The sequence below is a fragment of the Streptomyces rapamycinicus NRRL 5491 genome (genome assembly GCF_024298965.1).
Lineage (GTDB): Bacteria > Actinomycetota > Actinomycetes > Streptomycetales > Streptomycetaceae > Streptomyces > Streptomyces rapamycinicus.
In genome coordinates this window covers 11826612-11849888 of record NZ_CP085193.1, presented here as the reverse complement: position 1 = coordinate 11849888, position 23277 = coordinate 11826612, and the positions used below count along the sequence as shown (strand labels likewise).

General features: G+C 71.6%; 23 protein-coding genes. 14 read left to right on the top strand and 9 right to left on the bottom strand.

Features of this window, described 5'->3' with window-relative positions; genetic code table 11:
- Positions 1 to 21: 21 nt before the first annotated feature.
- The gene (locus LIV37_RS48730; protein ID WP_020874471.1) at positions 22 to 4524 is read right to left on the bottom strand and encodes a 5'-methylthioadenosine/S-adenosylhomocysteine nucleosidase; all 4503 of its coding nucleotides are present in this window, start codon (positions 4522 to 4524) and stop codon (positions 22 to 24) included.
- A 220-nt stretch (positions 4525 to 4744) separates the two neighbouring features.
- Between LIV37_RS48730 and LIV37_RS48725 the strand changes: the two genes are divergently transcribed.
- Positions 4745 to 5746, top strand: a complete 1002-nt coding sequence (locus LIV37_RS48725; RefSeq protein ID WP_020874470.1) for an alpha/beta hydrolase — start codon at positions 4745 to 4747, stop codon at positions 5744 to 5746.
- A gap of 97 nt (positions 5747 to 5843) precedes the next feature.
- Here the strand turns inward: LIV37_RS48725 and LIV37_RS48720 are convergent, their stop codons facing one another.
- Positions 5844 to 6050, bottom strand: coding sequence for a hypothetical protein (locus LIV37_RS48720; RefSeq protein WP_148717919.1), 207 nt, complete (start codon positions 6048 to 6050; stop codon positions 5844 to 5846).
- 186 nt (positions 6051 to 6236) lie between these two features.
- Here LIV37_RS48720 and LIV37_RS48715 point away from each other — a divergent pair, with 186 nt between their 5' ends.
- Entirely contained in the window at positions 6237 to 6980 is a 744-nt protein-coding gene (locus LIV37_RS48715; RefSeq protein WP_020874468.1) for a class I SAM-dependent methyltransferase, read from the top strand.
- 69 nt (positions 6981 to 7049) lie between these two features.
- Here the strand turns inward: LIV37_RS48715 and LIV37_RS48710 are convergent, their stop codons facing one another.
- Positions 7050 to 7574: a MarR family winged helix-turn-helix transcriptional regulator gene (locus tag LIV37_RS48710; RefSeq protein WP_020874467.1), complete on the bottom strand. Its 525-nt coding sequence runs from the start codon at positions 7572 to 7574 to the stop codon at positions 7050 to 7052.
- On the bottom strand, positions 7571 to 9523 hold the full coding sequence (locus LIV37_RS48705; protein WP_020874466.1) for an MFS transporter: 1953 nt from the start codon (positions 9521 to 9523) through the stop codon (positions 7571 to 7573). The genes LIV37_RS48710 and LIV37_RS48705 overlap by 4 nt, the downstream gene beginning before the upstream one ends.
- Positions 9524 to 9604: 81 nt before the next feature.
- Between LIV37_RS48705 and LIV37_RS48700 the strand changes: the two genes are divergently transcribed.
- On the top strand, positions 9605 to 9910 hold the full coding sequence (locus LIV37_RS48700; protein ID WP_202979693.1) for a DUF1330 domain-containing protein: 306 nt from the start codon (positions 9605 to 9607) through the stop codon (positions 9908 to 9910).
- Between the two features lie 220 nt (positions 9911 to 10130).
- Here the strand turns inward: LIV37_RS48700 and LIV37_RS48695 are convergent, their stop codons facing one another.
- Entirely contained in the window at positions 10131 to 10481 is a 351-nt protein-coding gene (locus LIV37_RS48695) for a winged helix-turn-helix transcriptional regulator (RefSeq protein ID WP_020874464.1), read from the bottom strand.
- 55 nt (positions 10482 to 10536) lie between these two features.
- On the opposite strand from LIV37_RS48695, the gene LIV37_RS48690 reads away from it, so the two are divergent.
- Positions 10537 to 11424, top strand: a complete 888-nt coding sequence (locus LIV37_RS48690; RefSeq protein WP_121826487.1) for an NAD(P)-dependent oxidoreductase — start codon at positions 10537 to 10539, stop codon at positions 11422 to 11424.
- Between the two features lie 208 nt (positions 11425 to 11632).
- On the opposite strand, the gene LIV37_RS48685 is transcribed toward LIV37_RS48690, so the two are convergent.
- Positions 11633 to 12124, bottom strand: coding sequence for an FBP domain-containing protein (locus LIV37_RS48685; protein WP_121826703.1), 492 nt, complete (start codon positions 12122 to 12124; stop codon positions 11633 to 11635).
- 71 nt (positions 12125 to 12195) lie between these two features.
- Between LIV37_RS48685 and LIV37_RS48680 the strand changes: the two genes are divergently transcribed.
- The 5 genes from LIV37_RS48680 (at position 12196) to LIV37_RS48660 (ending at position 15698) form a co-directional block, all read left to right on the top strand.
- Entirely contained in the window at positions 12196 to 12765 is a 570-nt protein-coding gene (locus LIV37_RS48680) for a TetR/AcrR family transcriptional regulator (RefSeq protein WP_020874461.1), read from the top strand.
- An 88-nt stretch (positions 12766 to 12853) separates the two neighbouring features.
- Complete coding sequence (locus LIV37_RS48675; protein ID WP_020874460.1) at positions 12854 to 14041, top strand: GDSL-type esterase/lipase family protein; 1188 nt, start codon at positions 12854 to 12856, stop codon at positions 14039 to 14041.
- Between the two features lie 83 nt (positions 14042 to 14124).
- Positions 14125 to 14289, top strand: coding sequence for a hypothetical protein (locus LIV37_RS48670; RefSeq protein WP_020874459.1), 165 nt, complete (start codon positions 14125 to 14127; stop codon positions 14287 to 14289).
- Between the two features lie 66 nt (positions 14290 to 14355).
- A complete protein-coding gene (locus tag LIV37_RS48665) occupies positions 14356 to 14820 on the top strand; it encodes a low molecular weight protein-tyrosine-phosphatase (RefSeq protein ID WP_121826704.1) in 465 nt (154 codons plus the stop codon).
- The gene (locus tag LIV37_RS48660; protein WP_020874457.1) at positions 14817 to 15698 is read left to right on the top strand and encodes a fructosamine kinase family protein; all 882 of its coding nucleotides are present in this window, start codon (positions 14817 to 14819) and stop codon (positions 15696 to 15698) included. Before LIV37_RS48665 ends, LIV37_RS48660 begins: the two co-directional genes overlap by 4 nt.
- Here the strand turns inward: LIV37_RS48660 and LIV37_RS48655 are convergent.
- A complete protein-coding gene (locus LIV37_RS48655) occupies positions 15667 to 16617 on the bottom strand; it encodes a hypothetical protein (RefSeq protein WP_020874456.1) in 951 nt (316 codons plus the stop codon). The two genes, LIV37_RS48660 and LIV37_RS48655, sit on opposite strands and share 32 nt — an antisense overlap.
- Positions 16618 to 16752: 135 nt before the next feature.
- Between LIV37_RS48655 and LIV37_RS48650 the strand changes: the two genes are divergently transcribed.
- From LIV37_RS48650 to LIV37_RS48640, 3 genes are all read left to right on the top strand, one after another.
- Complete coding sequence (locus LIV37_RS48650; RefSeq protein ID WP_121826488.1) at positions 16753 to 17802, top strand: endonuclease/exonuclease/phosphatase family protein; 1050 nt, start codon at positions 16753 to 16755, stop codon at positions 17800 to 17802.
- A gap of 119 nt (positions 17803 to 17921) precedes the next feature.
- The gene (locus tag LIV37_RS48645; protein WP_020874454.1) at positions 17922 to 18287 is read left to right on the top strand and encodes a hypothetical protein; all 366 of its coding nucleotides are present in this window, start codon (positions 17922 to 17924) and stop codon (positions 18285 to 18287) included.
- Between the two features lie 174 nt (positions 18288 to 18461).
- Positions 18462 to 19430: a LysR family transcriptional regulator gene (locus tag LIV37_RS48640; RefSeq protein ID WP_020874453.1), complete on the top strand. Its 969-nt coding sequence runs from the start codon at positions 18462 to 18464 to the stop codon at positions 19428 to 19430.
- Here LIV37_RS48640 and aroA read toward each other — a convergent pair whose 3' ends face one another.
- Positions 19431 to 20786 (bottom strand): 3-phosphoshikimate 1-carboxyvinyltransferase, encoded by a 1356-nt coding sequence (aroA, locus tag LIV37_RS48635; protein WP_020874452.1) that lies wholly within the window; start codon positions 20784 to 20786, stop codon positions 19431 to 19433.
- A 171-nt stretch (positions 20787 to 20957) separates the two neighbouring features.
- Positions 20958 to 21383: a MarR family winged helix-turn-helix transcriptional regulator gene (locus LIV37_RS48630; RefSeq protein ID WP_020874451.1), complete on the bottom strand. Its 426-nt coding sequence runs from the start codon at positions 21381 to 21383 to the stop codon at positions 20958 to 20960.
- 112 nt (positions 21384 to 21495) lie between these two features.
- Between LIV37_RS48630 and LIV37_RS48625 the strand changes: the two genes are divergently transcribed.
- Together LIV37_RS48625 and ltnD are read left to right on the top strand one after the other, a co-directional pair.
- Entirely contained in the window at positions 21496 to 22137 is a 642-nt protein-coding gene (locus LIV37_RS48625; protein WP_020874450.1) for an MBL fold metallo-hydrolase, read from the top strand.
- A gap of 222 nt (positions 22138 to 22359) precedes the next feature.
- Positions 22360 to 23277 (top strand): L-threonate dehydrogenase, encoded by a 918-nt coding sequence (gene ltnD / locus LIV37_RS48620; protein ID WP_020874449.1) that lies wholly within the window; start codon positions 22360 to 22362, stop codon positions 23275 to 23277.

Genomic DNA, 23277 nt, shown 5'->3' with positions numbered 1-23277 from the left:
CACCCGTGACCTCGATGACGACTACCGCGAGCATCCTGCCACTGGCTGCCGGGCCGTCCGGCCACCCAGCACCCAGCCGAGGTCGTGTTCGGTGTGTTCCCGCGACCGGGCGCTGAGCTGGTCGCCGATCCACATCTTGGTGGGACGCGGCACCCGTGGATCGGCGACAAGTGCCTCCAGATCCTGGCGCGTTGTCGCGTACGAGCGGCGGATCGCGCAGCTCACCAGCCCCAGGGCGTACCGCTCCGGAAAGACCACGCGATCGGCGTCGTCCTCCGGGCCGCGCTCCTTGAGGTGCTCCCACAGTCTCCGGTACACGGCCGGGGAACCGCGGTCGAAGACGCTGTCCATCGCGCCACGGAGTGCCTTCGCCAGGTGGTTCTCCGCGGCGCGGCCCTGTTGCGAGGCCACGGCCGCGCCGATGACACGGATCAGCAGTTCGGCGGCGGGTGCCGCGCCGTGTGCGGCGCTGAGCCGCCGCACCAGCTGGCCGAGCCCGCTGATCAGTCCGGCGTCGGTGGGTGGGGCGAAGGCCAGGTCGAGGGCCGTGTTGAGAGCCGTGGGGGTGAGCGGGCCGGACTCGCAGGCGGCCTGGAGCAGGGCCTTGCGGGCGGCGTTCCGGGTGGCGGCCGACGCGTCGTCGAGGAGGAGGATGCCTCCCGTGGCGTCGAACACCAGCTCCGAGAGGAAGGTGTGTGCCGTGCCGTACTGGGCGGGTTCGAGTGCCGCGATGGTTCCCACCAGCCCGAGGAGGGCCGCACGGGTCTTCTGGTCGGAGAAGGTGCGGTACCGGGGCAGGAGTTCGGTCAGGCCGGGCGCGGGCAGGACGCCGGCGGACACCGAGCACTCCCAGAGCGTGAGTGCCTGGCGCTGCCGCTTTCCGCTGTTGCCCTCGGCGATCTCGTCCGCGATCAGCCCGGTGAGGGCGGGTGCCGATGCCCGTAGCGCGGCCAGCACCCGCTCATGGGCGAGGGGCGGCAGCGGACCGGTGCCCTTCTTGGCCCGGCCGGTGGTGATGGCCTCCAGGAGTACGGTGTCGGCGTCGATGAGCGACAGGTTCACCAGCAGGCCGATGTGGCGCTCGGTGTGGAGCCCGGCGTCCGTGACCGCCCGGTGCAGGGATTGGCGGATGAGGCTCCGGGCGGCGGCCGGGGCGGTCGTCGCCTTCTCGATCCTGCTCACGGCGGTGGGGTGACCGCCGAGTGCGGCCGGCAGGAGGAGCGTGGCCAGGCCGTCCCGGGACAGCCACAGCTCGGAGTCGGCCTCCCAGCCGGAGCGTTCCAGAACCTGCCGCACGCGATACGCGGGTACGTCGCGGTGGGCGAGGACGCGGCGGGCCACCAGCGCGAGCCGCTGCGAGGGCGTGACCGGCTGGTTCTCGGGGCAGGGCAGCGCCTTGAGCATGGCGGCGAGCCGGTGGACGAGGCGTTCCGCAGCGGCGCAGTCGGCGCTGAGCAGCAGCGGGAAGACCATCCGGTGCTGGAGCGCGTGCGGCGCTCCCGGCCCGGTCATCGCCAGACAGCGGTCCAGGGTGGCCTCGATGGCCCAGTGGCCGGGCGGAAGAGTGGTCAGGACGGCTGTGGCGGCGATGAGTCCGGCGTTGCCCGCGGTGTCGTGGTCGTCCGCTTCGAGGAGCGCCACCGCGGCGTCGAGGCGGCGGATCCAGGGGTGGGGCGTGGTGCCGGGACCGCCGTCGGGGCCGTCGGCGGGGAGTCCGTGGTCACCCGGAAGTCCCTGGTCGTGGGTCCAGGAGGCGGCCACCACCCTGGCCAGGGCCGTTTGGAAGAGCTCGACGTCGTACGACTTCCGCGCGAGGCGCACACGCTGGAGACGCTCCTGGACGGCTGCGGCCCATTCCACCGAGCCCAGTGTTTCCCAGTGCCGTGCCCAGAGGGTCATCACGCCGGAGGCCAGCTCCGACAGCCCCCGGGTCAGGGCGAAGTCGAGCATCTCCATGAGTCCCGTCCGGGCTGACGCCACATCGACGTGTGACGTCAGCACGAGCAGCCGGGGCAGGACGTCGAGGCCCGCGCCGGCCGTACGGCGGCCGGTCAGCTCCCGTACGCAGCCCCAGTCGGCGAGCGCGGCGTGGACCGCGAGCGAGTTCTGGGCGGCCAGCCGTTCCAGCGCTTCGAGCACGGCCCCTTGCAGGCTGGGCTCCTGTCTCTGCCACAGCCCGTGGAGCCGCGGGAGCAGGGCGTCGACGTCCGTCTCGCGCACGGTCGGGGCCAGCACCGCATATCGTCGCGCGACACCGTGCGGCGCCGTCGCGAGCAGCGGCTCGACGGGCACGCCCACGGCCGGGTTCCGGGCCGCGACGGCCACGGCGACGGTGTGCAGGATCATGGCGTCCTCGTGCGCCGCCATACGGATCAGCGTGTCCCGCACCGGGCCGCGATACCGTTCGGATCCCGCGGCGAGCATGAGGAGCTGTTCGAGGATCGCCCCCACGAAGAAGTCACGGGGATGGGATCCGACCCACTCGCACAGGGACAGCAGCGCCGGTGCCCCGGTGAGGTGCAGCAGGCCGCGCGCCGCCGCGTACTCGAACATGGTCTGGTGGAAGAAGTGGATGGCATCCGAGGCTCCCCTGCCCAGCACACCCCGGTCGATCAGCAGATCCAGGGACGACCGGACGCGGGCGGGTTCGTACGGCCACGCGGGGCGTGGGCCGCCGTGCGGCGAGGTGAGCCGCTCGACCAGGTCCCCGCGTGACAGCTCGGTACGGCCCGCCGACATCAGCACGACGGCGATCGCGCCGGTGATCGAGGAGAGGTCCTCCGGCGCCGTGGCGCTCTGGTTGCCGTGATGGCGCCGGTCGGTGACGACCCGGTGGTCCCAGTAGCGGCGGTAGAGGCCGGTGGCGTCGATCTCGGCGCTGGGGAACGCCCCGTCGTCCCGGGCGAGTTCGAACAGCAGCCGCAGCTGGAGGGGGCTTCGGCACACCTCGCGCACCGGCAGTCCGCGGGCCACGGGCTCCATCAGCCTCCGCACCCGTGCCCCGTCGTCCCGGGGAACGGCGTCGGGGCAGTAGAGCGCGGCGTGGCCACGGATGGCGTGGGGGATCTCGCCGTCGTCGTAGGGGCCGAGCGACATCCGGAGGAAGCCGGTGCGCAGCCGGTTCGCCTCCTCCGGACGGGAGGTCAGCACCAGGCGGGCACCGGCGGCGGCGAGGTCCTCGCACAGGTCGAGCAGGGTCATCTCGTGGTGGTCGTCGTGCAGCAGCAGATCGGCGGTGTCGAGGAGCACGACGGGGGTACGCCCCCGCGTCCGGGCGTGCGTGGCCCCGGACACGACGGCCGCGGGGGTCAGCATGGGCGTTGCGGAGACGCCGCCCAGGGGGCGCAGCAGCCAGGCGGCGTTCACCAGGAAGACCTCGGCGTCCTCCAGAACGGTCAGGTCCCGGGCGAGGCCCCACAGCAGGCTGCTCTTCCCGTTCCCCGCGTCCCCGGTCACCAGGACCGCCTTCGGATCGTCGTCGTAGAGGGCCTCCACCACCCGGTCCTGGATGGCGCGTCGCACATACAGCCCGCCGCTGAGCTGCGGTGCGGAGCCGGTGTCGCCGTCCGGCCGCGGGGAGTCCACGAGGTCCAGGTCGTCGGAGAACCTCCGTGCCCAGCGCAGGAGTTGGCGGTGCGCGGCCGGTCCGGTGTCAGGTGGGGTTCCCGCATCTGGGGGTGCCGGGCCTTCCGGGAACCGTTCCGGTACCGGGTCCATGGGCGTCACCGGCCCAGGTGTGACGGCGGGGCCGCCGCCGGGTGGCAGTTCACGGAGGACGGAGAAGGCGAAGGCGGCCGCGTGGCGCGCCGCTCGGGACTGCCAGCCCTCGGCGTCCGCGTCGTACTTCTCGCCATCGGCCCGGTCGCTGATCCCGCGGACGATCAGGGCGGGTAACGCGGCGTTGAGATGGGCGGCCTGCGCCACGCCCGCGCCCTCCATCTCGATGGCGGCGGCGTCCTGGTAGTCGCTGCGCAGTTGCCGTCTCAGGGGCGAGTCGGCCGAGTTGAGGACGACCTCACCGGCGGCCACGGGCTTGAGGTGTACGGCCGGGCGGGCGGCGCCGGGCGGGCGGTCCCGGAGCAGACCGGTCCACGCACCGGACCTGCGGGCCATGCGGGCCAGCTGGTCGAGTTCCTGACGCACCGGCCAGACCCGCGGGCGGGAGTGGAACTCCCCGTCCTCGTCCTTGCCGCCGTGGTACGCGTACACATGCGTGGGCATGACGACGTCCCCGAGCTCCACGTCGCCCTTGAGGGCTCCCGCCACCCCGACGAATGCCACGGCGCGCGGGCGGAACATGGTGATCGCCCGCTCGGTCAGCACGGCCGCCCCCTGGTTGCCGTCGCCGAGCTCGGCAAGCGCCACCCACCATGGCGTACCGTCGAGCCGGCCGACCTCGAACAGGGTGCCCGCCGGGTGGAGTCGCGGCCGCGGATCGACCAGATGTGCCCGGACCGCCTCGTACTCCACGTCCAGCGCGGTCAGCACGACGAGTGAGTCGCTGTGATGCCCGGTGCTCTCCACGTCTCCCCCCGGCCACGGTCGACCCTGGTGCGGCCCCCGGGCGAAATGCTACCGCCCGCGATCTCCCGGGGCCGGGACCGGGACTGGGACCGGGGCGCGGGCGTACCGAACGCGCGACGGACGCAGGAGCCGCCGTGGCCATCGGTGTCACCGGGCGGCGCCGGATGCTTGGATGCGCGGTATGGACCTCCCCCACACAAGACCTTCCGTCCCGAGGCCGATGCCGGTGCCTCCGTTCGACCCCGAGCTGAGCGTCGCGCTCGAGTCCTTGGGCAACGGGCCGAGAGAGCCGGTCACTCCGGGAAATCTCGCCGCCCGGCAGGAGCGGGACGCCGCGACCCGGCCCAGGCCGACGGCCGATGACCTACGGGCCGACGGCCGCTTCGAGGTGGCGGAGCTGTCCGTCCCGGGGCTGCGGGACGGGCCCGATGTCACGCTGGTGAGCGTACGGCCCGCCGGGCGCGAGGGGCCGCTGCCGCTGCTGTACTACATGCACGGCGGCGCGATGATCATGGGCAACGCATGGTCGGTGCTTCCGCGGATCCTTCGCGAGTGGGTCCTCCCGCTGGACATGGCCGTCATCTCGGTCGAATACCGGCTGGCGCCGCGGACGCGGTACCCCGGACTGCTGGAGGACTGCTACGCGGGGCTCCTCTGGGCCGCCGGGCACGCGGTCGAACTGGGCGTCGACGCGGACCGCGTCATCGTCGGCGGGAAGAGCGCCGGCGGCGGCCTCGCGGCGGCCCTCGCCCTGCTGATCCGGGACCGCGGCGGCCCCGGCATCCTCGGGCAGCTCCTGCTGTGCCCGATGCTCGACGACCGCGGACACACCTTCTCCAGCCACCAGATGTCGGGCCTCGGCATGTGGGACCTCGTCTCCGGCGAGACCGCCTGGAAGGCGCTGCTGGGTGACCGCTACGGCGCGGCGGACGTGCCACCCTACGCGGCGCCCGCCCGCAGCACGGACCTCTCCGGTCTTCCTCCGGCGTTCATAGACGTCGGTTCGGCGGAGATGTTCCGCGACGAGGACGTGGCGTACGCGAACGGGCTCTGGCAGGCCGGCGGCCAGGCCGAACTGCACGTATGGCCCGGCGCGTACCACGGCTTCGACGGCAGGGCACCACGGGCGGCCATCAGCGAGGACGCGCGCAACGCCCGCACCCGCTGGCTCAGGCGCCTCCTCGCTCACTCCAGGAACGCCGAGCCGAGGCCCGCTGGATGAGCCGGGCGGCGCGGATTCCACCACCGGTCCCGCCGCCACCCGGGCGGACGGCAGGTGAGGCGGTAGCGCCCGCCACGCCTACTCCCGGCCACCGGCTTCAGGCGGCCTTCGACCGCCGCTCGGACGACGCGGTCACCGGCCGGGAGCCCGATTTCCGCGCCGCGCCGGGGATCAACCGCAGATGACGCCGCTCGCGTGCGTGCGGCGGGGCCGGGGAGGACCCGGACAGCCAGTCCTCGACACGGTCCATGACCAGCAACATCAAAACCAGCGTGGGCAGCACTGAGACCGCTACTACGATCACGACGGAGGGCCCCTTCCTCAGCAGGCGACCCCGTCCGGGTGCCCGCGACAGCCCAGCGCGCCAACGGTGTTGTGTGGGAATGATGTGAAGGTCAAGCGCGGTGCCGACCACATGGGCGAGGCCGGACCCGGGCCCCGGGGGCAAATTCGTTGGACATCGCGTGCCCCGGCGGTGAAGGGTGACGGCATGAACCAGGAGGAGATCTGGGACATCGACGCCGCGCAGCGCTATGACACGCCCGGCACGGGCATGTTCGCGCCCGAGATCCTGAGGCCGACCGTGGACCGCCTGGCCGAGCTCGCAGGCGGCGGAGCGGCGCTCGAGTTCGCCATCGGCACCGGCCGGGTGGCCATTCCGCTCGCCGAACGAGGCGTTCCCGTCACCGGTATCGAGCTGTCGCGTCCGATGGTCCGGCAACTGCGCACCAGGGCCGACGAAGCGGCGATCCCGGTCATCGTGGGCGACATGGCGACGTCCGTGGCTCCCGGGGGCTTCACCCTCGTCTATCTCGTCTACAACACCATCTCCAATCTGCTCACCCAGGCCGAGCAGGTCGAGTGCTTCCGCAACGCCGCCCGCCACCTCGAGCCGGGTGGCCGGTTCGTGATCGAGCTCTGGGTGCCCGAGCTGCGCAAGCTCCCGCCGGGCCAGACGGCCACCGTGTGGCAAGCCGAGCCCGGTTACATCGGGTTGGACACCTACGACGTACTGCGCCAGCACGTCGTCTCACACCACTTCCGGTTCGACGACACCCGGCAGGCCCGGCTGACCCGCAGCCCGCACCGCTACATCTGGCCGGCCGAACTCGACCTGATGGCCCAGCTGGCGGGATTCGAGTTGGAGAGCAGGCACGCGGACTGGTGCGGCGGCGAATTCACCGCCGAGTCGCGCTCCCACGTCTCCGTGTACCGAATCCCGCCGAGCCGGTAGCCCCGGCGGCGGCGAGGCCATCCGAGGCGGGGCCGCTGCGCGTCACCGCGTACTACTGGCGTCGGGCGTCTACCGCCGCTCCGGATCGGCGGCCGCCGCGGAGCCGTCGGCGGCCAGGGACTCCAGGGCGGGCAGCGCGGCGGACAGCGTCTGTCGCTCCTCGGGGCTCAGCTTCTCGATTCGCGTGGCGAGCCGGGTGGCGGCCTCTCGGCGCACGGCGCCGAGGAGTTCACGGCCGGTGTCGGTGAGGGCGATCAGGCTGGCCCGGCGGTCCTCGGGGTCGGGGGTGCGCTCGATCCAGTCGGCGGCGTCGAGCAGTTCGACCATGCGGGACGTGGTCGGCAGGGCGATGCCCAGCCGGGTCGCGAGGGTGCTGATGCGCATCGAGCCATGGGTGGCGAGCGCTCCGAGGGCCGCCTGGCGGCTGGGGGTGAGATCGCCGTGTTCGCTCCGGGCGCCCCGCAGGGCGGGGAGCAGATGCTGGAGGGCGGTACGGAGCCGCTCGGCCAGCTCCGCCGATTCCGGGGCGGCGGGATTCGGGGTTACGGATTCCGGGGTAACGGGCCCGGGGGTGGTGGGGTCGAGCGCGGTCATCTCGGCTCCTCTGAGGATGGTCCCGGTCCTTGGCCGGGTGGCGATGGTGGCGGCGACGGGGGCGGTGGCCCGGACTCCGGAGGGGACGCCTCCTGCCGGGACGCGGGCGCCGGGTGGTGAGACGTGTCTCCGGTGACGTTCTCGGCGCTCTCGGCGCTCTCCGTGCCCGCGTCGCCGCCCGGGGCGGCCGCCACCACCGCCGGTGCGCCGGGGCCCGCCTTCGGCCCGCCCCCGTGCACATACCGCCCGCCCCGCAGCAGCGACGCCACCGCCGCCACCAGACATGCCGCGATGGCGAAGTCGAACGCGGCGGACAGGCCCTGGGAGAACGGCGGGGAGATCAGCGCCGGGAAGAAGCCGCGCCCGGTGAGATAGGCGGCGTGGTGGGCGGGAAGATGGTCGAGCACCTGCGGCCCCAGCAGGGTTTTCACCGGGTTGTAGCCGAGCAGCGAGGCGAACAGCACCCCGACCGGCGGCAGGGCGGCGACCCTCGCCGCATCACCGGCCGGGACCCCCTCCGCGGTCAGGCCGTGGGTGAGGGCGCCGGGGAGCGAACCGGCGAGCCCGGCGATCATCAGGGAGAAGAAGATGCCGATGGACAGGACGGTGGCCGAGTTCTGGAAGGTGGTGCTGATCCCGGCGCCGACTCCACGCTGATCGGGCGGCAGGCTGTTCATGATGGCCGCCCGGTTCGGCGAGCTGAACAGCCCCATGGCGATCCCGTTGACCAGCAGGATCGCGGCGAACACCGGATAGCCGAAGTCCACCGGCAGCTCCTCCAGGGCCACGAAGGTGGCGGCGGCCAGGAGCATCCCGCCGGTGGCGAACGTACGGGCGCCGAACCGGTCGGAGGCCCAGCCGGAGAACGGGCCCGCGATCAGGAACCCGATGGTCAGCGGCAGCATGTAGATGCCCGCCCAGAGCGGGGTCTCCTCGAAGCCGTAGCCGTGGCGGGGCAGCCAGATGCCCTGCAACCAGATGATCAGGATGAACATCAGGCCACCGCGCCCCAGCGCCGCCAGCAGACTGGCCACGTTCCCGGCGGTGAACGCGCGGATGCGGAACAGGCCCAGGTGGAACATGGGCTGCGCGACCCGGTTCTCGATCAGGCAGAACACGCCCAGTACCGCCACTCCCCCGGCGATCGCGGCGATCACCCAGGGGTTGCCCCAGCCCATGGTGTGACCGCCGTAGGGCTGGATGCCGTAGGTGATACCGGACAACACGGCGATCAGGCCGATGGCGAAGGTGAGATTGCCCCACCAGTCCAGCCGGGCCGGGGTGCGCACACCGGTGTCCCGCAGCTTCAGATACGCCCAGACCGTGCCGAACAGCCCGATGGGGACGGAGACCAGGAACACCAGGTGCCAGTTGAGCGGGCCGAGCAGTCCACCCAGGATCAGCCCGATGAAGGATCCGGCGATGCCCGCCACCTGGTTCAGCCCCAGGGCGAGACCGCGCTGATCGGCGGGGAAGGCGTCGGTGAGGATGGCGTTGGAGTTGGCCATCAGCATGGCGCCGCCCACGCCCTGCAGCACTCGCATCCCGATCAGCCACAGCGCGCCGGACGTGCCGTGCATCCAGGTCACGGAGAGCAGCACGGAGAACACGGTGAAGACCGCGAACCCCAGGTTGTACATCCGCACCCGGCCGAACATGTCCCCCAGCCGTCCGAAGCTCACCACGAGCACGGCGGTGACGACCATATAGCTCATGATCAGCCACAGCAGCAGGCTGGTGTTCCCCGGGCGCAGCGGATCCACTCCGATGCCGCGGAAGATGTCCGGCAGCGCGATCAGCATGATCGAGATGTTGATCGTCGCGATCAGGACGCCCAGCGTGGTATTGGACAGCGCGATCCACTTGTAGCGCGGCCCCGGACCACTGTCGTCATCGGGCCGTACGGCCCTTTCGGCTCCGGCCGTACGCCGCTCGGTCGTCCAACCCACCGAGCATCACTCCCGTCGGGAGTTGGTTGCTTGACATCAACCAACCTAATCCCGATTGGTCCCAGCGCCAAGCCTGGCACCATGACCGGCATGCCTGCTTACGTGATCTCTGAGGTTGAGGTACTGGACGAGGAACTGGCCGACACTTACCGGACGAGGGCGGAGGCTTCCATCCGTCGCTACGGCGGTCGCTATATCGTCCGCGGTGCCGCGCCCGAAGCCATGGAGGGTATCTGGCCCGCTGCTCAGCGGGTGGTCGTCGTCGAGTTCCCGGACGCGGACCGGGCCAAGGAGTGGTACGCGTCCTCTGAGTACGCCGAAGCGCTCGAGCTCCGCGAGACGGCCCTGGAACGGCGGCTCCTCCTGGTTGAGGGAGTGGCCGAGTAGAGGTCGCCCCCGTCCGGCGTCGAAGGCCCGGAACACCCCGTCCTCATCAACGCACAGCGCGTCCATGCGCACATAACGCCGGCCGATGCGACCCGGCTGACCCGTGTCATCCGCGGTACCCACTTATTTGTGGGTACTTGGCACCGACGCGCCGTCCGGCGAATCTGGTGGTGGGCGGTCGGAGGGCCGCCGGACCGGATGACACGGAGGTGGCGTTGCGTCAGGGTGCCGACTGGGCCTCGGCCAGCTTCTCCAGGCGACGGTGTCCCCAATCGGACAGCGGGGCCAACGCCTGGGAGAGGTCGCGGCCGAACGCGGTGAGGGAGTACACGGTCTTCAGTGGCAGCACATCGTGGACTTCCCGGTGCACCAGCCCGTCCGTCTCCATCTCACGGAGCGCCTGAGTCAGAACCTTCTCGCTGAGACCCGGCAACCGCCGGCGTAGCTCACCGGGGCGATGCGGTCCGGACTCCAGCGCCCAGAGCAGGGCGGTCTTCCACTTGCCGTCGATCACGGAGATCGCGGCGGTCACTCCGCAGACATTGGTGTCCTGAGCACGGCTGCGTGTCATCTTCGCTCTTTTTCCTTCGCGCTATGTACGCGTATATCCATATGGGGGTTGAGTCATGTCCATGTACTCCGAACAGTCTGCCGTCACGGTGCTCGGTCTGGGGCCGATGGGCCGCGCCCTGGCCGACGCTTTCCTGGACGCCGGGCTGCGGATCACGGTCTGGAACCGGACGCCGGGCAGGGATCGGGAGCTGATCGAGCGGGGCGCGGTTGGCGCGTCCTCGGCGGAAGAGGCCGTCGCCGCGAGCGCGTTGACCGTGGTGTGTGTGGTGAACTACGACGCGTCGGACGCGATCCTGCGGCGCGATGCGGTCACCGACGCGCTCAAGGGACGCACTGTGCTGAACCTGAGCGCGGACACTCCGGACCGGGCCCGGGACACCGCGGACTGGGCGGCCGGGCACGGCATCCGCTACCTCGACGGTGCGATCATGACGCCGACGACCACCATGGGAACGCCCGCCTCGGTGTTCATCCACAGCGGTCCGGCGGAGCTCTACCAGGAGCACCGGCCCGTACTGGAGGCGCTGGCCGGTACCCATACCCACCTCGGCGAGGAGATCGGCCGGGCGGCGGCGTACGACATCGCGCTGCTCGACATCTTCTGGACGGCGATGGCGGGCTATGCGCACGCCCTGGCCGTGGCGCGGGCGGAGGGGATCAGTGCCCGGGAGTTGGCACCCTTCGCCAAGGGCATCGGCGCGATCCTTCCACCGCTCTTCGAAGAGACCGCGGAGGAGATGGACGGCGGTACCTTCTCCGGCGAGGGCAACCCGATGACCTCGGGAGTATCGTCCATGGCCCATATCGTCCACACCTCCGAGGGGCACGGCATCGACGCGGGGGTGATGCGCGCGGCCGAGGGCATGACCCGCCGCGCCATCGGGCTGGGCCATGGCACGGACGGGTTCATCCGCGTGGCCGAGGTACTGGGCCGCCGCTGACACTCGTCAGGTGGGAGGGTTCCCCAAAGGTACTCCCGCCGCCGGTAGTTGACATTGAAAGGGTCCGGCGCACTTCGGGTACTCCGAGCCCCGATTGGGCGCGCCACCAACTGCGGCTGGCGTCCGCCCCGTTCGCTGCCCCGCACGCCGTGGCGTGCGGGGCACCACCGCTGTCTCACGGGCCGTGGCATGCCCCCGGCGATACGAGCTACGCGGTCACCTTGGCGAGGAACGCGGCGACGTTGGCCACGGTCCGGTCGATCTTCTGCTCCAGGGTGAGCGACTCCTGCGGGCGTGATCCGGCGCCCGCGTCCTTCTTGCCCCGCACATACAGCGAGCAGGCGAGGTCGCTGCATATGTAGGCGCCCACCGAGTTGCCCTGCTGCCTGGCCTTCCCCGCCTTCGGCGCCACCATCAGGGACACCCCGCCCGTGTGGGCGGTCAGGCACATCGAGCACATGCTGCGCCGCGCCTGCCAGGAGGCGGGGCCGGGGCAGCGCAGCGCGAGGGCGATCGGGCGGCCGTCCAGCACGGTGACCAGATAGGCACGGTCGGGGGCCTGCGGATCTCGCCAGCCGAGGTAGTCCAGGTCGTCCCAGGGCCGGTCGGCCAGGTCGCGAGGGATGGACAGGCGCTTGGTCTCGCCCTTGGTGCAGTTCACGAACGCGGCACGGATCTCTTGCTCAGTCATCGGCTTCATGAGCCGCACGCTAATTTGCCTAAAGGACTTAGGCAAACGCATAATCGATTCTGGCTGAGGAGAGGATGGGTATGGCACGGGCAGGACTGACCACGGAACGCCTGTCCCGGGCGGGGGCGGAGCTCGCCGATGAGGTCGGCTTCGACCAGGTGACCGTCTCGGCGCTGGCCAAACGGTTCGACGTCAAGGTCGCGAGTCTCTACTCGCACCTGAAGAACTCCCAGGACCTCAAGACCAGAATCGCCCTGCTCGCCCTGGAGGAGCTCGCCGACCGGGCCGCCGACGCCCTGGCGGGACGGGCCGGGAAGGACGCCCTGACCGCCTTCGCCAACGTCTACCGCGACTACGCCCGCGAGCACCCCGGCCGCTACACCGCGGCCCGGCTCAGGCTCGACCCGGAGGCCGCGGCCGCCAGCGCCGGGGTCAGGCACGCACAGATGACCCGGGCGATTCTGCGCGGCTACGACCTGACCGAACCCGACCAGACGCATGCGGTCCGGCTGCTGGGCAGCGTCTTCCACGGCTACGTCAGCCTCGAGATGGCGGGCGGGTTCAGCCACAGCGCCCCGGACAGCCAGGAGAGCTGGTCGCGGACCCTGGACGCCCTCGACGCCCTGCTGCGGAACTGGCCCGCGCCCTGACGAGGCGCGCATCGCTCATCGCGTGTCCGCGCGATCCGTACATACATCCCTGATCGACGCATACATCCCTGATCAACAGGCTGGAACGATGCACACCACCGAGCACCACTGGATCACCACGCCCATCACCGCCGACATCCTGCGGGGCGTCCTCGACCTGGAGCGCACCGCGCACGGGCTGCTCCCGCACCGGCTGCCCGCCTGGGCCCGCGCCCAGTGTGCCGACGGGCAGCTCGCCATGGCGGAGGCCCAGCCGTCCGGCGTACGGCTGGTGTTCCGTACCCGGGCCACCGCCGTCGAACTGGACACGCTGCCCACCAAGCGGGTCTACGCGGGCATCCCGCCCCGCCCGGACGGCGTCTACGACCTGCTGGTCGACGGCCGTCCGACCGCCCAGTCCACGGTGGCCGGCGGCAATACCCTGGCCATCGACATGGCGGCCGGGACCGCCGAGACCCACCCCGGCCCGGCCGGTACCCTCCGCTTCGCCGACCTGCCCGACGGCGTCAAGGACATCGAGATCTGGCTGCCGCACAACGAGACCACCGAGCTCGTCGCCCTGCGCACCGACGCCCCCGTCGAGCCCGTACCGGACCGGGGCCGCAGGGTGTGGCTGCACCACGGCAGTTCGATCAGCCACGGCTCCGACGCCGCGAGCCCCACCGCCATCTGGCCCGCGCTCGCCGCCTCCCTCGGCGGTGTGGAACTGATCAATCTGGGTCTGGGCGGCAGCGCCCTGCTCGACCCGTTCACCGCACGGACGATGCGGGACACCCCCGCCGATCTGCTCAGCGTCAAGATCGGCATCAATCTGGTCAACGCCGACCTGATGCGGCTGCGTGCCTTCGGCCCGGCGGTGCACGGCTTCCTCGACACGCTCCGCGAGGGGCATCCGACCACACCCCTGCTGGTCGTCTCCTCCATCCTGTGCCCCATCCACGAGGACACCCCCGGCCCCGCGTCCTTCGACTTCGGCGCGCTCAGCGCCGGAAAGCTGCGGTTCCTGGCCACCGGCGACCCCGCCGAGCGCGCCGCCGGGAAGCTGACGCTGGGCGTCATCCGGGATGAGCTGTCCCGGATCGTCAAGCAGCGGGCGGCCGACGACCCCCACCTCCACTACCTGGACGGCCGCGACCTCTACGGCGAGGCCGATGCCGTGGAGCTGCCGCTGCCCGACGAGATCCACCCGGACGCGGCCACCCACCGCCGTATCGGGGAACGCTTCGCCGCGCTGGCCTTCGCCGCCGATGGTCCGTTCGCGGACCACGGCGCCTGACGCGGGGCTCCGTCCGGTACAGCCCCCTCCACGGCGGTGACGAGGTCCGCCAGGACGTACGGGCCGGAGCGCCGGTCGACGGCATGGACCACGCCGAGGGCCCCGATCTCGCCGAGCGGCTGGTGAGCGCGATCGCGCGGGCCTCGGATCGGCCCGGTGGCCACATGCTGGAGCTGAGGCCCGATGAGAGCACCGGAGGCGTGGGGTGGCTCCGGACACCGCTGGTGGACAAGCCGTGGGCGGGGTGAGCGGGAGTCTTCCCCGGGCGGCCCGCCCCCTGCGCCACCGCGGAGTCAGGCCCTACCCTGGTGGCCGTGCACATCTGCTTTGTCTGCAGCGGGAACATCTGCCGGTCGCCGTCCGCCGCGCTGGTCTTCGCCGAGCATCTGCGCCGGGCGGGACTCGACGGCGCGGTACGGGTCAGCAGCGCCGGTATCGGCCCCTGGCACGCCGGTGAGCCCATCGACGAACGGGCCGGCGAACTGCTCGCACGGCACGGCTATCCGGTCGGGCATGTCGCGGCCCAGGTCGGTGCCGAGCACCGGGACGCCGAGCTGTTCCTGGCGATGGACCGCGGCCACGAGAAGGCGCTGCGCCGGCTGGTCGACGATCCGTCCCGGGTCAGGATGTTGCGGTCCTTCGATCCGGACGCCACCGGTGACCTGGACGTGCCCGACCCGTACTACGGCGGCCCGGAGGGGTTCGACGAGGTGCTGACCATGATCGAAGCCTCGGTGCCCGGCCTGCTGGCCTGGGTGCGCGAGCGCCTCGGTTCATGAGCGCCCGTGCCGGGGCCGGGACGGGCGAGGATCCCGGTGCCGCGGCCGCCCGTCTCACCGGCCGTCCGGCGACCCGCAGGCGGCCGCTGTCCGCCATGCTCACCGAAGTCACCCTCGACGGCGGGCGGACGGTGATGGTCAAGCGGGGTGACGATCCCGGCGCGGTGGAGGCCGAGGCGGCGGGGCTGCGCTGGCTGGCCGACGCCGGTGCGGTCCGCGTCCCGGCGGTGCACGGCCACGACCGGCACTGGCTGGTCACCGACCAGGTGCCGGTCGGCCGGCCGAGCGTCCGGGCGGCGGCCCGGTTCGGCCGCGACCTGGCCGGCTTGCACGCCGTCAGCGCGCCCGCGTTCGGCGCCCCGCCGCCCGACGGCCCCACGGACGCGTACATCGGCATGGCCCCGATGCGCAATGTCACGGGCGCCGACTGGCCGCGCTGGTACGCCGAACACCGGGTGCTGCCCTATCTGCGGCGCGCCGTCGACGACGGCTCGGTGCGCCACGGCGAGGCCGAGGTGATCGAACGCGCATGTGACCGGCTGCCCGAGTTGGCCGGACCCGCCGAGCCACCCGCCCGGCTGCACGGCGACCTGTGGAACGGCAACGTCCTGTGGGGCGCCGACGGGCAGGTCTGGCTGATCGACCCGGCCGCGCACGGTGGCCACCGGGAGACCGATCTGGCGATGCTCCACCTGTTCGGCTGTCCGCATCTCGATCAGGTGCTGGACGGCTACCAGGAGGTGGCGCCGCTCGCCGACGGCTGGGCCGACCGGGTCGGACTGCACCAGCTCTTCCCGCTGCTGGTGCACACCGTGCTGTTCGGCCGCGGCTACGCCGGGCAGGCGGTCACGGTGGCCCGGGCCGCCCTGGCGCGGTGACCTGCCGCAGCTCCTCGTACAGCCCCTCCAGGGCGGTGTGGTCGTCGTCCGTGCCGGTGTGCGGGGCGGCGAACCAGCGCGCGTACTCGGCGATCTCGGAAAGGCGCCAGTCGAGCGCGAACAGCTCGGCCATCGCCGGGTCGGGGCGCAGCCGGTCACCCGCACCGGCCGCGAGCAGATCGGCGTAGTCCCGCTCGCGTGGCGCGAGGGCCAGCGACTCCCAGTCGACGAGCTTCAGCCCGCACGCGCCCACGACCTGGTTGTCGTTGTGCGGCTCGCCATGGGTTGTCACCCATTGGCCCCGGCGGGAGTGGGCGAGGTCCGCGAGGTGGAGGTAGCGGTCCGTCCAGCGGATGATCGCGGCATCGTGTGCGGCGATCGCGGCCCGCGCCTCCTCCGCCAGCGGGCCGGATGTCCAGGGCCGGGCGGTCCGGGCCCGCAGCTCCTCCGCGAACCCGGGGCCGACCTGAGGAGTCCAGTGCCGCAGACCGGGTGGCGGTGTGGCGCGGTGCAGCGTGGCCAGCGCGGCCTCGACCTCGCGGACGTGCGGGAATCGGCTCGCCTCCTCCTCGGTGGGGCTCCGTCCGTCCAGCCAGGGCGTCACGCTGAGCGCGCCCGCCTCGACGCCGACGGTGAACCGGCCGGACGACCGGGCGGGCAACGGCGCGCACACCACGTCCACACCGGCTGCGGCCAGTGCCGCCGCCCCCGCGTAGGCGGCCTCCAGCGTCGCCTCGGTATGCCGCGGCTCCAGCTGGTCCAACGTCACGAACAGGGTCCTGCCGCCACCGGCCACCCGCCAGTGGTGTGCGCCGAAACCCCAGGGCAGATACGCGACCTCGGCGGCTTCCGGCAGCCAATGCGCGGCGATGGCATGCGCGATCGCTTCGTCGCTGATGAAGGAGGGACGGGTGAGCACAGGACCCGATCCTAGGGAGCGGGTGGGCCACCGTCACCGGAATATCCGGCGGCCCGTGCCGCCGCCCTCGCGCACGGAAACCGATCCGCCTGGTGGCCCGTCTTGGGGGGGGCGGGATCACACGGATGGGAAGCCATGGTGGAGCAGGTGGACAGCGGTACGACGGCGCCGGTGCGGGCGGGGGCGGTCCGGCGGGCCGGGCACCGGGTGGCGCGGTGGGCCCGGTGGGGTGACGCGGCGGGGGACGCGCGGGGCGGGTCGCCCTGGACGCGGGGGCGGGTGCTCGCCGCGCCGGCGGTGCTGACGGCCGGGCTGCTGGCATTCCACCGGACGGTGCCCAACTCCGTTGGCCACGTGGGCAGTTTGCTGGAGGCGTTTCTGCCGTGGCTCGGCGTGGTGGTCGTGGTGCTGCTCGCCCTGGCGCTGCTGCGCCGTTCGGCCCTCGCGCTGGTGGCACTGCTGCTGCCGGTGGCGGCGTGGACGTATCTCTTCGGCGGACTGTTCCTGCCCGGGGCGGAGCCCGGCCCGCGTGGCCTGGTGGTGGTGCAGCACAACGTCAGCGATGTGAACGCCGATCCGGCGGGTACGGCCCGCGCCCTGGCCGGCGCCGAGCCCGATCTCATCGCGCTGGAGGAGCTGGTGCCCACGGCGCTGCCGGTCTACGAGAAGACCCTCGCCCCGGACTACCCGTACCACGCCGTCCGGGGCACCGTCGGCCTCTGGTCGAGGCATCCGCTCACCGATGCCCGGCCGTTGGACATCAAACCCCAGGGCATCGCGGAGGGGTGGAATCGCGGACTGCGGACCACCATCCGCACCCCGCACGGCGAGATCGCGGCGTATGTCGCACACCTGCCGTCGGTGCGCATCCGGGCCAGTGGCCTCGCGTCCTCCTGGCGTGATGAGAGCGCCGGTCTGCTGGGCGAGGCCATCGCCGCCGAGAAGCGCGATCGGGTGATCCTGCTGGGCGATCTCAACGGCACGGTCGACGACCGTGGGCTGGCCCCGCTGACCTCGCGGATGAACGTGGCGGAGCGGGGCTTCGCCTTCAGCTTCCCCGCGGGTTTCCCGCTGGCCCGGATCGACCAGGTCATGGCCCGCTCGGCAACCGTCGGCGACATCCGCACCCTGCCCGCAACCGGCAGCGACCACCTGCCGGTCGCCGCCCGGGTCGCATGGGGGTGACCAGAGCCCGGTCCGGCCACGCGCCCGCCACCGCATTCGCGGGGTCTCCTCGGGAGCGGTCCCGGGACCCGCGGGTTAGAAATGCGGCGCACGCGTTCCCGACCCAGGAGGTTCCACTGATGAGTACCGGTATGCGCTGGAGGACCGCGACGGCCGCGGTGACGACGACTCTGGCGGGCACGCTGGGACTCGGCCTGATGTCGCCGGTGGCGCAGGCCGCCGCCCACGGGCCCTGTTACGACGGGCGGTGCAAGGTCACCGTGTCGAGGCCCACGAGCATCAAGGTCGACAGCCACCGGTTCGGGTTCGGGAAGCTGCGGATCACCCACATCAGCTCCCGGTCCGTGAAGATGGCGGCCACCACCACGGGCGGCGCGCGCCTGAGCGGCAGCACCAGCCCGGGCGGCACCGTCAGGCTCAACAACCTGAGCATCGGGGTGCGGTCGGTCAGCGGCCACAAGGCCAAGCTGGTCCTGTCGTCCTGATGCCCTGACTCCTCGTCGGCTCATCACCGGAATGGCACCCCGGCGCAGGCGTCTGCGCCGGGGTGCCATCCGTAGTACGGTTCCGTCGTCACGCGCCGCGAACCGGATTCCTGCTCGGACAGGACTCGCCTCGGCTGCCCGTTCCAGGCCAGATCATGACGAGGACTCAGAGCGATGCCACCGTCCCTCAGCAACTTCAACATGGACCTCCTGGTCCCGCTGCACGCCCTGCTGATGGAGCGGAGTGTGACCAAGGCGGCGGAGCGCGTCGAGGTCACCCAGCCGTCGATGAGCACCTCGCTCGCCAAGCTCCGCCGCCACTTCAACGAGCCGCTGCTGGTCAGGGACGGCCGTCGCATGGTGCTGACTCCCTTCGCGGAGTCGCTGGTCCAGCCGGTCACGGAGATGCTGGAGGCGATCAGGGAGGTGGTGGGTGCCAACGCGGCCTTCGACCCGACCACCGACCGCCGGGTGTTCACCGTGACGGCGAGCGACTACGTGGCCATCGTTCTGCTGCGGCCGCTGCTGCGGGAGATCGACACCGCCTACCCCCATGTGCAGATCAAGGTCGCCCCGCTGAACCACGGCATGGTCGACCAACTCCGCAGAGGCCAGTGCGATCTGGTCATCTGGCCGCCCATGATCCAGGACAAGGAGCTGGAGACGTTCTCCAGCGCCACGTTGTTCACCGATGAGTTCGTGGCCGTGGTGGACCAGGACCACCCCGAGGTCGGTGACGTCCTGACCGCCGATCAGCTCTGCACCCTGCCGTACGTCCAGATCGGGGGCCCGCAGCCCACGATCGCCGACACCGTACTCGCTCAACTCAACCTGCCCCTCAGGGCCGTCGCCGCCACCGACAACTTCACCAACGCGGCCTGTCTGCTCCCCGGCACCCGTATGGTCGCGGTGATACAGCGGCGCCTGTTCGACCAGCTCGGCCCGGGTATCGGTCTTCGGACCGTGGCGCTCGACGTGCCGCTGCCACGGCTCGTCGAGTCGATGTACTGGCATCCCAGGAACACCGTCGATCCCGCCCACCGATGGCTGCGCGAGCGGGTCCTGCGCCTGTGCGCCACCGACCTTCCGGACCGGCCGCACGACGGCACCGGTCCTGCGCGCGGCTCACGGCATGACGGGTGATCACTTCGCGGGCGCGGCGAGGGCGGGAGTCCGGGTGCGGCTCCGGTCCGGCGCCCGGTCCCGTTCCACCGACATGCCCAGACCGATGCCGTTCATCTCCTCGAGGAAGCACGGATAGGAGCCGCGGTAGGCGTTCGGGTAGGTGAGCCGGGTCTCGCCGTCGGCCGCCGTGCCCGCGACGGCCAGCGCCATCAGCACGCGGTGGTCGTTGAACGACGACAGCTCGGCACCGGTCAGCCGCTCGACACCGTGGCAGAGCAGTCGCTGCCCGCGCTGCTCGATCCGGGCGCCCATCCTGGTGAGCTGCAGCATCGCCGCCACCCGGTCCGACTCCTTGAGCCTGACGTGGGCCACGTTGTCCAACACGGTGGTGCCGTCCGCCAGCGCCCCGAGCACGGCCAGCGCGGGCAGGATGTCGGGCGCCGCCCGGCAGTCGGCCCGGGCGGGGCGCAGTGTGATCCCGTCGTGGCGGACGCGCACCATGCCGGTCGCCGGGTCTGCCGCCATCGGCAGGCCCATCCCGGCGACGATGTCCAGCAGATCCGCCTCGGGGTGGTCCACCTGGTCCACGGGGAGCGCGGGCAGCCCCCGGAACAGCACATCGGCCGGGTGCAGCGCCGTCGCGGCCAGGCCGAAGGCCGCCGCGCCGACATCGGGGGGCAGCACCACGGTTGCCGGGGTGGGGCATTGGCCGGGCTCGATGTCGAACCGCCGCCCGTTCTCGGAGACATCGACCCGCAGCCCGAACCGCCGCATCATCCGGACCGTCAGATCCACATAGGAGCGTTCGTTGAACTCGCCCTCCACCGTGATGGTGCTCGGCCCGGTCGCGAAAGGCGCCACCATGAGCAATCCGGAAATCCACTGCGAAAGAATGCCCTCAATACGCGTATGACCCCCTTTCGGGCGGCGCGGCCGTACGGAAATCGGCGGGCCGCCGGTGGGCGAATCGAGGTCGATACCGAGATCGGACAGGGCCTGTAGCAGCGGGCCCATCAGACGTCGGGGGAAGGACTTCTGCCCCACGATGGTCACCGGCGCGCTCGCGAGAGAGGCGAGCCCGGTGAGGAAATACAGCGCCGTACCCGCGCTGCCCACCGAGACCTGCGACCGCAGCGGACGGTACGGGCCCCCGTGCACGAGGAAGTCGTCCCCGTCCACCTCGATACGCGTACCGAGGCCGCGCAGCGCGGTGATGGTGTGCCGGATGTGCTGCGCGTTCGACAGCCCTACGATGCGGCTGGTCCCGGGAGCGAGCGACGCCAGGATCAGGGCGCGATGCGCGTGGTATTTCGAGGTCGGAACGGCGATCTGCCCCTTGACCTGATCGGATGACCGCTTCACGAGCAGCCGCATCCCACTCCCCCGATCCACCCGCTTGCTCGAATCCGCCATTGGCGGCGTCGGGGTTCACGCTAGCCACCGCACAGCGCGCTCGGAAATCCCGATGTGCTTATGCCTGGCATCTCCCTCCGGGATATAACTCATTCATCCCCAGAAGATGCCGAACCCGGCGCATCCCCCCGGTCACCTTTCGGTGATGCGGGCGGTCAGACGGGTCAGCAGGGGTACGCAGTCCCGCAGTTGCCGCTGTTCGTCGGGGGTGAGCGTGTCGCTGATGGCGGCGCCCAGCCAGCCGGCGCGCAGGGCGCGCTCCCGCTGGAGGCGGGTGCGGCCGGCATCGGTGATGTGCAGCAGGAGCTTGCGGCCGTCACTGGGGTGGGGCTCGGTGCGCACCAAGCCGTCGCCGAGCAGTTCCTTGACGGATTTGGCGGCCGACTGGTGGGTCACTCCGCGCCGGTGCGCGAGGTCGGCCGTGGTCTGCGGGCCACCGCGGTCGAGGTGGCCGAGGATGGCGGCTCCCCCGGAGGGCATGGTGTCGGCGGCCCGTACGGCGCGGACGAGTTCGCCGACCGCCTGCCGCAGGTCTTCAGCCAGTGCGTCGTCTTCCATGGCCCCACCCTACTCAGATCATGAAGCCAGGTTGTACAACCATGTTGTACAGTTTAGTTGCACAATCTGGTTGTGCGGTTTTGCCGTGGAACATGGAACAAGGAGACCCACGATGCAGCTCACCAAGTTCGGCCATGCCTGCGTCCGCATCGACAAGGACGACCGCCGCCTGGTCGTGGACCCGGGCGGCCTCACCGAACCGCAAGCCCTGGACGGCGCGGACGCGGTCCTGGTGACCCACGAGCACTTCGACCACTTCTCCGAGGAGGCGCTCCGCAAGGCCGCGGAGAACAACCCGGCCCTGCGGATCTGGACCAACACCTCCGTCGCCAAGCAACTGGACGGCCTCGGCACCCGGGTCACCACCGTCGGCGAGGGCGAGTCCTTCACCGCGGCGGGATTCGAGGTGAAGGTCTACGGCACGTGGCACGCGCCCATCCACCCCGACATCCCGCCGGTCGGCAACGTCGGCTTCCTCGTCGACGACGCCCTGTTCCACCCCGGAGACGCGCTCACCGTCCCCGATGCCGCCGTCGACACCCTGCTGCTGCCCGTGCACGGCCCCTGGTCGACCACCGGGCAGCTGATCGACTACGTACGGGAAGTGGCCCCACGGGACGCCTTCGCCATCCACGACGGCGCCCTCAATGACGTCGGCAAGACGATGCTCGGCGGGTTCCTGGGCGACAACGGCCCCGGCACGGGCGCCCGCTACCACGGGCTGGCCGCGGGCACCTCCGTCGACATCGGCTGAGTCCGCGCGGCCTTACCGGCCGGAGCCGGACACGCCACGCCCGGCCGTGCCACGTCCCACCCGACCCATCCCTCCTATGTGACGGACGTCACGGTATGCGGGAGCCTTGTCTTCAGGTCATCATATGACCCGATCGCCGCAGGCGGCCGGGGCCGCTCGCGCCCCTGACACCACAGCAAGCAGCGGCGCTCCCCCATACACACAGCAGGGACGAGGAGGGGCATGAGCGACCAGGACAGGCCGGTGCGGCCGCGCGTGGGCGTGGTGGGGCTCGGGGCCATGGGACTCGGCATGGCGCGCAGCCTGCGGACGGCGGGCTACGACGTCGGGGTCCACGATCTGCGGCCGGAGGTGGCCGAGGGCTTCGCCCGCGACGGCGGCACGGCGTACGCCTCCCCCGGCGACCTGGCGGCCGCGGTGGACGTCGTGGTCGGTGTCGTGGTCAACGCGGCGCAGGTGGAGTCGGTGCTGTTCGGCGCCGACGGGGCCGCCGACCGGCTCCGCCCGGGGGCCGTCTTCGTGATGTGCTCCACGGTCGACCCGGGCTGGTCGACGGAGCTCGGGGGACGTCTGGCCGAGCGCGGTGCGCTCTACCTGGACGCCCCCATCTCCGGTGGCGCCGCACGTGCGGCGGCCGGTGAGCTGACCATGATGACGTCGGGCCCCGCCGCGGCGTACGCGGTCGCCGACCCGGTGCTGGAGGCCATGAGCAGCACGGTCTACCGGCTGGGCGAGCAGCCCGGTCTCGGTTCGAAGGTCAAGATCGTGAACCAGCTGCTCGCGGGTGTGCACATCGCCGCGGCGGCCGAGGCCATGGCGCTGGGCCTGAAGGCCGGTGTCCCGGCCGAGGCGCTCTACGAGGTCATCACGCACAGCGCGGGCAACTCGTGGATGTTCGAGAACCGGATGGCGCATGTGCTCGCCGGGGACTACACACCCCTCTCCGCGGTCGACATCTTCGTCAAGGACCTGGAGCTCGTCCTCGATTCGGCGAGGCCGGAGAGGTTTCCGCTCCCCCTGGCCGCCACCGCTCACCAGATGTTCCTCCAGGCGTCGGCGTCCGGCCTGGGCGCCGAGGACGACAGCGCGGTCATCAAGATCTTCCCCGGGGTCGATCTGCCCCAGCCGGCGGGGGCCTGA

What these genes read in the sequence shown, in the direction of transcription:
- LIV37_RS48725 (WP_020874470.1), top strand. Translation starts at nt 4,745, where the DNA reads ATGCCGGTGCCTCCGTTCGACCCCGAGCTGAGCGTCGCGCTCGAGTCC.
- LIV37_RS48715 (WP_020874468.1), top strand. Translation starts at nt 6,237, where the DNA reads ATGAACCAGGAGGAGATCTGGGACATCGACGCCGCGCAGCGCTATGAC.
- LIV37_RS48710 (WP_020874467.1), bottom strand. Translation starts at nt 7,574, where the DNA reads ATGACCGCGCTCGACCCCACCACCCCCGGGCCCGTTACCCCGGAATCC.
- LIV37_RS48700 (WP_202979693.1), top strand. Translation starts at nt 9,605, where the DNA reads ATGACCGGCATGCCTGCTTACGTGATCTCTGAGGTTGAGGTACTGGAC.
- LIV37_RS48695 (WP_020874464.1), bottom strand. Translation starts at nt 10,481, where the DNA reads ATGACACGCAGCCGTGCTCAGGACACCAATGTCTGCGGAGTGACCGCC.
- LIV37_RS48690 (WP_121826487.1), top strand. Translation starts at nt 10,537, where the DNA reads ATGTCCATGTACTCCGAACAGTCTGCCGTCACGGTGCTCGGTCTGGGG.
- LIV37_RS48685 (WP_121826703.1), bottom strand. Translation starts at nt 12,124, where the DNA reads ATGAAGCCGATGACTGAGCAAGAGATCCGTGCCGCGTTCGTGAACTGC.
- LIV37_RS48680 (WP_020874461.1), top strand. Translation starts at nt 12,196, where the DNA reads ATGGCACGGGCAGGACTGACCACGGAACGCCTGTCCCGGGCGGGGGCG.
- LIV37_RS48675 (WP_020874460.1), top strand. Translation starts at nt 12,854, where the DNA reads ATGCACACCACCGAGCACCACTGGATCACCACGCCCATCACCGCCGAC.
- LIV37_RS48670 (WP_020874459.1), top strand. Translation starts at nt 14,125, where the DNA reads ATGGACCACGCCGAGGGCCCCGATCTCGCCGAGCGGCTGGTGAGCGCG.
- LIV37_RS48660 (WP_020874457.1), top strand. Translation starts at nt 14,817, where the DNA reads ATGAGCGCCCGTGCCGGGGCCGGGACGGGCGAGGATCCCGGTGCCGCG.
- LIV37_RS48650 (WP_121826488.1), top strand. Translation starts at nt 16,753, where the DNA reads ATGGTGGAGCAGGTGGACAGCGGTACGACGGCGCCGGTGCGGGCGGGG.
- LIV37_RS48645 (WP_020874454.1), top strand. Translation starts at nt 17,922, where the DNA reads ATGAGTACCGGTATGCGCTGGAGGACCGCGACGGCCGCGGTGACGACG.
- LIV37_RS48640 (WP_020874453.1), top strand. Translation starts at nt 18,462, where the DNA reads ATGCCACCGTCCCTCAGCAACTTCAACATGGACCTCCTGGTCCCGCTG.
- aroA (WP_020874452.1), bottom strand. Translation starts at nt 20,786, where the DNA reads ATGCGGCTGCTCGTGAAGCGGTCATCCGATCAGGTCAAGGGGCAGATC.
- LIV37_RS48630 (WP_020874451.1), bottom strand. Translation starts at nt 21,383, where the DNA reads ATGGAAGACGACGCACTGGCTGAAGACCTGCGGCAGGCGGTCGGCGAA.
- LIV37_RS48625 (WP_020874450.1), top strand. Translation starts at nt 21,496, where the DNA reads ATGCAGCTCACCAAGTTCGGCCATGCCTGCGTCCGCATCGACAAGGAC.
- ltnD (WP_020874449.1), top strand. Translation starts at nt 22,360, where the DNA reads ATGAGCGACCAGGACAGGCCGGTGCGGCCGCGCGTGGGCGTGGTGGGG.